We start from the raw sequence: 12,670 nt of genomic DNA, 5'->3' as shown, positions 1-12,670 counted from the left end.
TGATGGAGCCTTGATGCGGCTGAATGTTGATGGAGCCTTGAAACGGCTGAAGGTTGATGCCTTCGGGGTGTTTTAACTGATATCCCTGTCCAGCCGGCTGTTTATTCCAATTCTGTCGATCAGCAGTTTAATGGTTCTCACAAGACTGCTTCCCTCCCTGTAATCTGCCGGGGAGGTATAATCAACCCTGTTCTGGGCTATCAGATCGCGGCAAAGATCTTCCTGGCTTTTGCTTTCAGCGGTACTCCTGCTTTCTGGATTATAGACCGCAATGGTAGCGCCACCCTGGTACTTGAGCATTTTCATTGCCGGCACGTCAGTCTCTCCATCACCAATATAGATCATTCTTGAAAACGGCACCGGCCTCCGGGCCTCGGGAGTGAAGCGGTTTATCCTCTCATTGTCCCATGAGTTGTCAATTCCCTTGTTTATGCGGAAGAGGTATTGCGTTTTGTTGGTGTAGTTTATTGCCAGCGCCGGCCATTCGGCAATGCCGTTTTCATCATATTTGAACCCTGATGCGAAAATATTCCTGAAGTTCCGGGCAATTGGCGTCCCTTCAATGAATTCGCGCAGCCCCGATGATATGATATGGTGGTCCAGGAGGATACCCTGGCTGCCGGCATACTCATTTATAAGCTCAAAATACTTCTCAACTCCAGGATAAAACCTTATCTCCCTTCCATATCCGACAAAATCACTGCGCCGCACAGGAATTCCCTTTTCGGCCGATTTCCTCAGCATAAGCTGCATATAGGCCAGTATGCCGTCCATGTCGTTTTCCTTTGCGATCCTGTTCGATTCTGACCAGAACACATTTTTGGGTATACCAAGCTTGGGAAGGAACGAATGCTCCTGCATGTTGCCCGGAGAGAGTGTGCCGTCGAAATCGTAGGCTATGGCAGCTCTTACCTGTTTAGCAGACATTTTTAAAGTGTGTTTAATGTTTTGACGGCTTCGACCAGCTGGTTCTCACTCCTCACCCTGTTTCTTTCTCTTATAAGTTCTCTTCTCAGGTCATCCTGTTGGCCGGGAAAAAGGTTAATGAAGTTTCTCCTCCTAAGCCGTTGAAGACTCTGGTAATTGTTCCCGGGCGACCTTATAATATATACCGGACGGGGTTCAAGTACGGGGAGTGTGACCATTCTCTCTCCCTGCATAATATTTCGCTCACCGGTGTTTACAATCCTTCTCAGAACAAGAAGTGAGTAGGCGTCATCTACCAGCACCTGGACAAAGACACCGTCAGGATCCCTGATGCCGTTCAAATCGGCGGATACCTTCCTGAAAGTGGCAGTATCGGCACTGAGCGGCATTGCCAGTGTGAAACCACTGACCAGGTGCTTGTCAAGGATCACAATGTCACCGGAAGAGGGATTAAGCCAGTAGAGCTGGTCTCTGTATCCGTTGTACTGGAGCAACCTGTCTCTTGTTACATCGCCTGATTCAAGGTAGATGTCCCCCTTTGTCCACCCGTCAATAAAATACTGGCTTCCAGAGGCCTGGAAGAAGTAGTTCAGTACTTCACCGGAAAGCACAGGCTCGTTCAGGTCGTTGATCACCCGGTTAATTAATGAATCCTGGCCTGATGCAGCGAAGCAGGTAAAGTAGATTGAAAGTGCCAGTATTACTGTCTTTAAATTTGTCATGATGATCAGTTGACAGATATTTTAAGTCTGGTGGAAAAAGGGTCGCCCGAAGTGGTGACGCCTTCCACAATTATTGCATATGTACCCTTCAGGTCGCTGGTATAGAATAAGATATCCTGCAGAACACCATCTATAATGGCAGGTTCAGGTTCCCAGAAAAGGGTTTCCCGCAGATCCGGGAAGCTTTGCCTCTCAGTATCCAATCTGCTATGGTCTGTATTCCTGAACCGAATACCGTTCAGTTGCGGCCTGGTTTCGATCTCAATGCGATGCCGGTCAGGCGGCAGGCGCTTATTAGCTTCAGAACTTAACAGCCCGACAATACCGTTGAACCTCAGGCTGCCGAATGACCAGGGGACACTCAGCACCTCAACCGTAGAGAGGTCACCTGATGTGTAAGGGGCAATATCGTTAAAGCTGCGCACATAAACACCATTGATGAAAAATGCAGGCGGGCCTATATATGTCCGTGTTCTGGCGCATATCACAGCAGGGCTGGCATTATCACCTCTGCCCCTGATCCTCAGATCCGGAACTATCTCGTTGGCAATCTCTGTCATGTTGTCAAGCGGCACATAATCAGCTGTCCTTATCCTGTGTGTCGGGACCCTGTAAAGGTAGGGTATGGCATAAAACCCATAACTCTGAGGGGCTTCAGTCTCCATGTAACAGGGGATATTGTAGGCCTGTCTGGAACGGCTCGCCGTTACCGCCTCATCGATGAAACCGGCAAAATTATCATGCGGCAGCAGGCTTACAGGAGTGAAGGGCAGCGGAGCAAACTTTTCCCGGAGATTTATCCTGTAGTTCGCGACATCTGTGCTTTCCCCGGAAAGGTTTATATAAACAGGTTTGCCCCGGTAGTAATCATTGAGCATAAAATGAAATGACCCGTCCGGCCTGGTCCGGCTGTATTGCAGGTTAACAATCGTATCTGAGGCAGAGAGAAAAACAGTCGCGCCGGCTACCGGGCCTCCATCGACTATGTCGGTCACTGCCCCGCTTATTACCGGGTTGCGCAGTTCGGGCACTATGGTTGTTACCGTTTGTTGTTCCGGGTATTGTACCTCCGGTTCAAAAAGCAGTTTTGCAGGTATGAATCCCCCGCCGGTAAAAATGAATGAGGCATCATCATATCTGCCGCGCAGAACATCACTTCCTGCAAAGGTCCTGTTAATTGCCGGGCTGTTCATGAGAAGCCCCTCTTCACGCGTAACCGTTACCGATGCCGATGCAATGGCATTATAGTTGCTGAAGCCCAGTATGACCTGTTCCCTGGTGCCATAGTTCTCTTTATCTGCATGAACCTCAACATTAGTGGAGGCAGGAACTATACTGTACCAGTCAGTTTCCATCATTAATCCCTCCCTTTCGCAGAATACCGACAGGGTAAGCGGGCCGTAACCCAGAAGGTGCGGATCGAGGATAAATCTGTTATCTCCTGCGGCGGGTATTCTGTTCTCTTCCCACAAGATTATCTCATCCCGGGAGACCCGAATTGTCTTTGTGGCTTCATCCTGTTCATGCAAGCCAAGGGACAGGATTATATTTTCACCTGTTTTCTCAAGATGTAAACTGTATTCGCCACTATTGGCAGGGGTTAGCAATACCGGGAAAGTCCCGGTTTCTGAGGGGATGAATTCTGCAGTTACCCCTTTTACCGGTTCCGGTGCCAGGATATCCCGGCCCGGCCTGTTGCCCCTGAGAAAGTCCCCCAAACCCGACTCAAAACGGTTGATTGATACAAACTGCTTTCTGTAGGGAGGCTCCTCCTCGATCAGCATCCTGTTGGTCCATGCCGACAGGCTGTATATACCGGTACGGAGCGTATCGGCAAGCAGAATGCCGCCGTGCGCCGAGAGGTTGTCTGCAATAATTTCCAGTGTTTTAAGCGGTTTGCCGTCGCTGCTGTTCACCGAGATATATGCCACCCTGCTGTGGCCGGCTGACCCTCCCTGTTTGCCGGGGCTGATATACAGTTTGAAAAAGATCATGTCGCCTGCCAGGTAGATGTCCCTGTCAGTATGTACATGGACCTTCTCACCCGGAAGGCCTGCGGGTTCAGGCGGCGCCCACCGGGTATGCCCAAAACCCGGACTTGCACCGGGGATGATCAGGAATAACAGAATTATGGTAACTGTTTGTAAATGTTTCATGTCGTCTGTCAGTTGTTCCAGAACGGAGGCATTTCGTTCGCATAGCAGCCTGCCGCGGGTATATCGTCATAGGTATCGGTCGCTTCGAAAAATATGTTGCTTCTGTGTGGCGGCAATCTCAGTCTGAAAGCGCTGCTGGTGACTGCCGACGCCTCGAAAAAACCCGTTGCAACCTTTTCCGGATCTGAAACAGAAATAATGTTGCCATCTATCTGTGACGGGATAGGGGCAAAAACTGTTTCGTCAGATGTCAGTTGTCTGTTTATGTTCAGATAGTAGTTATATGTATCATTGTTAATGGTGTAGAGGGTAACCCTGATCAGGAGGCCGTGTAGTACGTCAGACAGATCAAGCCTGTACTCTGTTTTATCGAACGGCATGAATGCAACCACGTTGTTGCTGACGTCGCCCGGCCTGTTACTTGTAGAAGGAAGGTTTATGTTATCCAGTCCCTCAAAACGCCTCAGCTCTTTCCAGCAATAGTATCTTACAGGCTCGAGAAAGGACCCTCCTTCATATGTGTATAGGACCTTGACATCAGATCTGAACCTGATATTTGCCTGGTTTTTCCTGGTTTCATCTATGATCAGGGTGGCGTTAACACCACTGATATCCTCAATTATCAGCCGGCCGCTGTTTGAAACCCTGGTCCGTGTCCTGTAGGAGCTGTCAGCCAACAGCTCACTGATCCCTTGATGCGGCAGAATGGTCTGGGGGGCGGACCTGTACTCGTCGCCTTCCGGTGTCTGAATATGCAGCACATATGTGTTTCCGGCCTCACCTCTGAGAGATGACGGAGAACGGTACTCCCCGGGCCGGGAGGTCCTGGTGAACATGTATATATCACCATTGTTGGCGGTCACATATACGTTCGCATCATTGACAGGTTCAGGCAGTGATTCGCTGAAATAGACAGATGTATTCGACAGCCTCACAAAGTAGGGCCCGGGGCCGTCTGTAATAAGTCCCTCGACAGTTATTATTTTCGCAGGAGGATCAATCTCCGGGTAATACAGCTCCTTGCAACCATTCATGGAGAAGATGCCCGCTATTAAGATCATGATAATATATGCCCTGCTCATCCTAAGGTAATTAAAAAGTAAAATTATAAGTTATTGTTGGTAACGGCCTGCCAATGATATACAGGCTGTACAGGCTGTATCTCTGGTAATTGGTGCTTTCTGAGGGCTCTGTCCTTTCATAGAAGGTTGAGTAGATGTTTTTTCTGCCGTATACATTAACCACAGAGATTGTCCAGCTGCTTTTCCAGCTTCTTGTAAGCCGCAATGAACCGTCAAAGCTGAGCGACAGGTCAAGCCTGTGATAATCGGGCAGCCTGTACTTGTTCCTGTCGGAAAAATATATAAGGAGTTTCCCGTCATGTATGAAAGATAGTTCAGGAAGCGTTACCGGCCGTCCCGTATTATATGAGAAGGTGCCGCCCAGCCTCCATCTCCTGCTAAGCTGCAGGTTGGCATTCAAAACCAGGTTATGGGGCCGGTCAAAACCGGCAGGGAAATAACTGTTGCTGTTTATCTGTTCACTCCTGAACGGACTGGTAGTCCGCCTGTATGAACCGGAATAGGTGTAGCTGACCCATCCGTTGAGCATACCGGTCAGCCGTCTTATGTAAAGTTCAGCCCCGTAACTGTATCCTTTTGCATTCGTAAGGTCTGTTTCAAGAGCTGAGTTAAGCAATATGGAGGCATTGTTCCTGGGCTCGATAATATTTTTCATCCGCTTGTAGTATACCTCCAGCGATGCTTCCACATTGTTGTCAAACAGGTTTTTGAAAAAGCCGGCAGCCACCTGGTCGCTGATCATCGGAGGCTGGTAAACGTTACTCAGGTACCACACATCTGCAGGAGTGGGAAGAGAGTTATTTGATACAACATTTATATACTGGTTTATCCTGCTGAGGCTCATCTTAACCGATGCCGAGGGGTTAAACTGGTACCTGATACTGAGTCTCGGCTCCAGTCCCCCAAAACCTGCCATAACCTCGTTATTGCCGTATATTGTTGAGTCGGTGACTGTAATTCCTGTTATGGGGAGATCTTCCTGGTATGAATATATTTTACCGGGTCCCAGCCGGACATAATGTGTGTACCTTATCCCGGCCTCGGCCGATATTTCATTGGTGATTTTTATGTCGCCCGCCGCGTAACCTGCCAACTCAACCGCCTTTTGAGGTTCAATGCTTAATTGTTCAACTGTTGAACCGGTTCCGTAAGGGGATAGGTTCCCCGGCTCAATAATGTAATGTATGGCATTTAAGCCCGCTTCGAAGGTGTTATCGGGGCTGTGATAAAAGTTCATGTTCCATTTAAGGTTGCTGTAGCTTATACCAGACTCCAGGCTGTATGAATTGGATGGGTTGAGGGGGCTGGCCCCGTTTACGTTGTACCGGTATCCGCTGTGTCCCGCAAGAAGAGATGACAGCACTCTTTGCGAAATAACGCGGTTCCACCGTAGTGATCCCAGCAGGCTGGCATAGTTGTAGTCGGCACTCTCACTGAAGGCAAAACCGTCATGACTGTAATAACCGAACAGCCTGATGTTGTTGTTATTGTCGATGGGGACAAAGGCGATGCCGGTAATATCATAAAACCGTGCGGCACTGTTCATCAGGTCTTCGTCCGGCAACCGGTTAAGCAGCCAGTTTGAATAGGATGAACGTCCTCCAACAACCATGTAACCATTTTCGACCGGCAGCGGTGCCTCCAGGCTGAGGCGGCTGTTAAGGAGCCCTATACCACCGTTCAGCCTGAATTCATCATTATTGCTCCCACCCAGCCTGATGTCGGTAACCGATGACGATCTTTCACCGTACCGTGCAGGGATGCCCCCCTTGATAAGAGTTACATCTGTTACCAGGTCGGGATTGATAACAGAGGTCAGTCCGAACAGATGTGAAGAATTAAAGAGAGGAACACCCTCAACCAGTATCAGGTTCTGATCGGCGCTGCCTCCCCTTACATGAAAGCCGGTCCCGAATTCCCCCACTGTCTGAATCCCCGGCAACAGGGTAAGGTTCCTGATGATATCCCGTTCTCCCATGCTGACAGGCAACCTGTAAAGAGTTTCCGAATCGAGTCTTATCATGCTCATCTGGGTCATCGAGATGTTTGAATCATGCCTTCTGGCAAAAACCGTCACCTCATCGATAAGCTGACTCTCTTCAAGCAATGACAGATCCAGTTCGCCGGGTGAAATGAGACGGATATTTACCTCGTCCGATTCATAACCCACATACGAAAGGGTAAGCCGGTGGTCTCCCACAGGCATCTCAAGGGAGTACTCTCCCGCACTGTTGGTTGTAGTGCCAATTCCAATATCCTCCGCATGCACTATTACCCCGATAAGGTCCTCGCCCGTAACCCTGTCTGTTACTCTTCCGCGTACAGCAGCCCTGGTGTACTTGCCGGATTCATAAGGGTTACCAACAACTGCCGGTCCTCCTGGTTCGGCAACCGTTCGGGCGGCCATTCTTTCGACCGGAAGTATGATGAAATTGCCGTGAAGCCTGACGGCCTCCATTCCCCTGCCTGCAATGATGGTTTCAATTGCTGCATCGAGAGGTTGGTCAACAATATCGTGGCCGACACTCTGATCTCTAAACCAGTCGCTGTCGAAGAATATTTTTACTGAGTGGATTTGCTCAAGTCTGGCAATAGCCTCGGTAACTGGAATATCAGATACTTTGCCGGCGTACATTTGTGCGCCCGACAATTCGCTGGTGACCAGTAAAGAAAAAACAGTCAGAAAGACAGACAACCCCGATGGTAATCGGCTAGTGATCAGGCGTATAATATTCATTAATGGGGCTATAAAATATGTGTTTGCAAATGGGGCAAACCTGGGTTAAAACATGGCCGGGCAACGGGATTCGCTGTTAAATGAACGGTAAAAATAATCAAATATTTCAAAAGAGATATCTTTGCTGTATGGCAGCATTGAAAAAATCACAACTGAACCGCGAACTGGGCCTGATCGATATAATTTCGCTGAGCACCGGCGCCATGATCAGCGCCGGGTTCTTCCTGCTTCCGGGTATTGCTGCCAGTCAGGCCGGACCTTCGGTATTTCTTGCCTATTTGCTGGCAGCATTTCTCATCCTGCCGGCTATGTTCAGCATGGCCGAGCTTGCCTCTGCTACACCAAAGGCCGGCGGCGCATATTTTTTCATTGACAGGAGCCTGGGCCCCCTCTTCGGTACAATCGGTGGTATAGGGAACTATCTTGCCCTTATCATGAAGACATCGTTCGCTCTTGTGGGGATAGGCGCCTATGCCGTGCTCTTTTTTGATATGCCTGTCAGACTCACGGCAATTGTTTTCCTGATGGTCTTCACGGTTATGAACATACTGGGAATAAAGAAGACCACAGGCATCCAGAAGGTTTTCGTTCTCCTGCTGGTGGTCATACTTGTATTCTTTGCAGCAGAGGGACTTCGCGAGATCTTTTTTACCCCGCAAAGCAGGTTATACCTTGAAAACTACACCCCTTTCCTTCCAAACGGATTTGAAGGGCTGATGATTACTACCGGACTGGTGTTTGTTTCCTACCTGGGACTGACCCAGATTGCGAGTATGTCGGAGGAGATAAAGAATCCTGAGCGTAACATACCTCTTGGCATGATCCTGTCGCTGCTGCTTACGACAGTTATATATGTAGTGGGTGTCTTTATCATGGTTGGGGTCATCCCCCCGGGGCAGTTATTGGATGACCTTGCTCCGGCATCCACCGCGGCACAACATGTCTTTTCACTTGTATCACCTGAAACGGGCACATTTCTTGTGGTTTTCGCGGCCGTTAGCGCATTTGCTTCGACAGGGAATGCCGGACTGATGACTGCCTCGCGTTTCCCGCTGGCCATGGCCAGGGACAGGCTTTTTCCGGACATGTTTGCCAGAACAGGCAGGTTCAACACCCCTGTGGTCTCAGTTCTTGTAACGGCCGCGGTAATGCTGGCAGTCATAACAATGTTGAGCGAAAGCGATATCGCAAAGCTTGCCAGCAGTTTTCAGCTTCTGATATTCATTCTGGTAAATGCTTCTGTGATAGTAATGCGAAACAGCCGGATTGAAGCTTACGACCCTGGTTACCTGTCACCACTGTACCCATGGATACAGATATTCGGTATATTGAGTTCTTTTTTCCTGATAATATACATGGGATGGGGGCCTGGCTTGTTCACAATGGGGGTTGCCGGTGCCGCGGTGGCCTGGTACTGGTATTATGCAAGGAGCAGGATTAAGAGGGAGGGGGCGATATTCCACTGGTTTGCCATACTAGGAAAAAAGGAGCATAAGCAACTTGAAAACGAGTTTCTGCACATACTTAAAGAAAAAGGGTTACGGGATGGCGACCCTTTCGGGGAAATGGTCGTTCAGGCAGGCATCACCCGGCTGCATAGAAAGAGAGTGGCTTTCCGTTCACTTATTGGCGATGTAACTTCCTGTTTTGCAAAAGATATTGACGGTCTTGACACCCGAAGCGTTAAACGTGAGTTTCTTGCGGTAACCGGTATCGACCCGGCCCTGACCATACCGAGGGTGTCGATCCTCTATGCCAGGGCCGGTAATATTGACAAGCCGTACCTGCATATTGTAACTTCGCTCAGGGGTGTGAGAAAGCCTGTGGCCAAAGGAGAGATAAGCTCAGAAGACAATATCAGGGTGCTCTTTTTCATGATTAGTCCCGGCAACAAGCTCAAACAGCAGTTGAGGATGCTTTCGCGGCTGATGGACATCGTGGAAAGAGACCGCTTCGTTGAAGATATAACATCAATTGAAAACCAGCGGGAAATAAAGGAATACCTGCTGCATAACGACCGGTATATCTCCCTGCAACTTGAAAAGGGAACTCCGCGTGAAGTGTTTATCGACAAGGCCCTGAAGGATGTAAGGCTTCCGGGCGATGTTCTCGTAGCTCTTCTTCAGCGCAGGGATAAAATATTCTCTCCCCGTGGAGACACCATTCTCCGGGAGGGGGATATTATCACAGTCATTGGCGAGCCTGCCGGCATCAGGGACCTGTTTTCGAGGTACCTGCATTCAGAGCAGGAGTAAAGCAGTAATATGTCATGCCCGACGGCAAGAAAGAGAAGGTTTTCGAGGCACCTGTGTTCATGGATTTCTGCCCGGCCTGTCTGCTAAATATTGTGAACCACACCCGAAAATTGGTTTATTTTTTCTATTATAGCAGTCCCAAATCAACTCAAAGACTAACCATACCTGATTATTATGCGCCTGAACCACTCTCTGATCACCTATGTGCTTGCATGTATGCTGTTTAGTATGGCAGCTGCTGTTAGCGGGCAAAATGAGCCCGTGTCAACCGCCAATTATCGCCTGGCAGAGCGTTTTTCGCCCACCAAGCTCCAGCGGATGGTATTCAGTACCCGTGTTACGCCAAACTGGCTTAAGACGGGCGACAAGTTCTGGTACAACTACAAAACATCCCAGGGCACTTTCTATTACCTGGTCGACCTGGAGAGGCAATCCAGGGACCACCTGTTTGACAACCATGAGATGGCACGTCAGCTCACCCTCATTACCAAAGATCCCTATGACCACCAGAACCTTCCCGACATCGATCCCGAATTTGTGAGGGATGACCGCTATTTCAGGTTTAAGGTTACCAGCACGATGATGGTTGATGTAGAAGAAGAAAAAGAAAAGGAGAAGGAAGAGGAGCTAGATAAGGAAGAAAAGGATGAAGAGGAGGAGCTTCAGGAGGAGGAAAAGGATGAAGAGGAGGAGAAGGAGGAGGAGCAAAGGACTGCTGCACGGACTGCCCCCCGGCGCGAACCCAAAGTGTTTCATCTCGAATACAATATTGCAACAGGCGAGTTGTATGAAATAGAAGAGGAGGATGAGGTTGAACATAAAAGCTGGGCGTCGGTATCGCCCGACAGCAGCTATGTGGTATTCTCGCGCAATTTCGACCTCTACTGGATGGATAAGGAAAACTATCTTAAAGCCCGGAAGTGTGAGGATGATACAACAATAGTGGAGCACCGGCTTACCTCCGAAGGTGAGCAATACTATGCTTTCGGCGGCGGGTATTCGGTCAATATGAATGATGATGAGGAAAAAATAAAAAAAGAGCAAAAGAAACGGTACCGTGCCAACATCGTATGGTCGCCTGATTCGCGCCGGTTCACGGTTATCCGTAACGATACAAGGGAGATAAAATTTCTGTGGGTCATTAACTCAATGTCAAATCCCCGTCCTGAGCTTGAAAGCTACAAATACCTGATGCCGGGAGAAGAGCAGCCGGCTGAATCGGAACTGTGGGTCTTTGATATGGAGAGCCAGGAAGCCGATACCATTCCGGTAGCAGCATTCAGGAACCAGACTCTTTCCGTACCGCGGATGCCCCGGTCACATAAAGAGTCGCTCGAAGAACATACACCCGCCATATGGCTTTCAACCTCATCGGATGAACTTTATTTTACACGTATCAGCCGTGACCTGAAGCGTTATGACGTATGCCGGGTTAACCTTGAGACCATGGAGGTGGAGGTGCTTATTGAAGAGAGGATGAATACATATGTAGATACCCGGCCCCCTTACCTTATCAGGAATACCGGCGAGATCATCCAGTGGTCGGAGCGGGACGGCTGGGCTCATTTTTACCTTTACGGTGAAGATGGAGAGGAGAAATTTCAGATAACGACAGGACCATGGCACGCCGACCGCATAATCAAGGTTGATGAGCGCAGCAGGGTAATGTATTTTACTGCGCAGGGACGTGAAGCCGGAGAAAACCCGTATTATACCCATTTATACAGTATTAACCTTGATGGCACCGGGCTTAGGCTGCTTAACCCCGGCAACTATGATCACCAGTCGTTTATGAGCGATTCCTTTAATTACTTTGTCAACAACTATTCACGGGTAGATGCAGCGCCGCGTTCTGAAATAAGGAACTCGAGGGGAGAGCTGGTTATGGAGCTTGAGGAGGCCGACCTTTCTAACCTTCTCAGCGCAGGGTACAAGTTTCCCGAACCTTTCACGGTGAAGGCGGCTGACGGGATAACCGACCTGTATGGTGTAATGTACAAACCATTCGATTTCGACCCCGAAAAATATTATCCGCTTATAATGTACGTATATCCCGGTCCCCAGACTGAAGCGGTGAATACATCCTTCTCTCACAGGATGGACCGCACCGACAGGCTCGCCCAGCTCGGCTTTATCGTGGTTACCGTGGGCAACAGGGGAGGGCATCCCAACCGCTCCAAGTGGTACCATAATTATGGTTACGGCGATTTGCGCGATTATGGTCTGGCCGACAAAAAATATTGCGCAGAACAGCTTGCCGACCGTCATTCTTTTATAAATATTGACCAGGTTGGCATTTTCGGGCACTCCGGCGGAGGGTTCATGTCCACTGCTGCAATGCTGCAGTATCCTGACTTTTTCAAAGTGGCGGTATCCAGTGCGGGTAACCACGAGAACAATATCTATAACAGATGGTGGAGCGAGAAGCATCATGGCGTTAAGGAGATAATAAACAACGAGGGTGAGGTAAAGTTTGTATATGATATTGAAACCAATTCAGAACTGGCCAAAAACCTCAGGGGGAAATTACTGCTTACAACCGGCGATATGGATAACAACGTTCACCCCGCAAATACATACCGTATGGCCGATGCGCTTATCCGCGCAAAAAAACGGTTTGACATGTTCATCATGACCGGTCAGCGTCACGGTTACGGTGCGCACAGTGAGTATAATTTCTGGCTTACAGCCGACTACTTTGCCAAGCACCTTATAGGCGATTACTCAATTTCGACCGATATCTTTGAGATGCGCCGTGAGCATAAGCTCACACCGAGCGATAAAAGGAGCA

7 protein-coding genes are annotated in these 12,670 nt (G+C 49.1%); 2 read left to right on the top strand and 5 right to left on the bottom strand.

Annotated features, from left to right (window positions below):
- Positions 1-72: 72 nt before the first annotated feature.
- From EA408_07770 to EA408_07750, 5 genes are read right to left on the bottom strand one after another with little or no spacing between them, the layout of a single operon-like run.
- Positions 73-927: a haloacid dehalogenase-like hydrolase gene (locus EA408_07770; GenBank protein ID TVR72068.1), complete on the bottom strand. Its 855-nt coding sequence runs from the start codon at positions 925-927 to the stop codon at positions 73-75.
- Positions 928-929: 2 nt separating this feature from the next.
- A complete protein-coding gene (locus EA408_07765) occupies positions 930-1,649 on the bottom strand; it encodes a hypothetical protein (GenBank protein ID TVR72067.1) in 720 nt (239 codons plus the stop codon).
- A gap of 5 nt (positions 1,650-1,654) precedes the next feature.
- Complete coding sequence (locus tag EA408_07760; GenBank protein TVR72066.1) at positions 1,655-3,805, bottom strand: hypothetical protein; 2,151 nt, start codon at positions 3,803-3,805, stop codon at positions 1,655-1,657.
- Positions 3,806-3,813: 8 nt separating this feature from the next.
- Positions 3,814-4,887 (bottom strand): DUF4249 domain-containing protein, encoded by a 1,074-nt coding sequence (locus EA408_07755; protein ID TVR72065.1) that lies wholly within the window; start codon positions 4,885-4,887, stop codon positions 3,814-3,816.
- Between the two features lie 10 nt (positions 4,888-4,897).
- Positions 4,898-7,624 carry a TonB-dependent receptor gene (locus EA408_07750; GenBank protein TVR72064.1) on the bottom strand — a complete coding sequence of 909 codons (2,727 nt, stop codon included), beginning with the start codon at positions 7,622-7,624 and terminating at the stop codon, positions 4,898-4,900.
- A gap of 137 nt (positions 7,625-7,761) precedes the next feature.
- Between EA408_07750 and EA408_07745 the strand changes: the two genes are divergently transcribed.
- Entirely contained in the window at positions 7,762-9,879 is a 2,118-nt protein-coding gene (locus tag EA408_07745) for an amino acid permease (protein ID TVR72063.1), read from the top strand.
- A 174-nt stretch (positions 9,880-10,053) separates the two neighbouring features.
- Positions 10,054-12,670: S9 family peptidase (locus EA408_07740; protein ID TVR72062.1), on the top strand; the 2,617-nt coding region annotated here is incomplete at its 3' end.

It is taken from the genome of Marinilabiliales bacterium (assembly GCA_007695015.1).
GTDB lineage: Bacteria > Bacteroidota > Bacteroidia > Bacteroidales > PUMT01 > PXAP01.
Note: the sequence above shows the minus strand (reverse complement) of the source record. Positions and strands in the feature narration are given on the sequence as shown.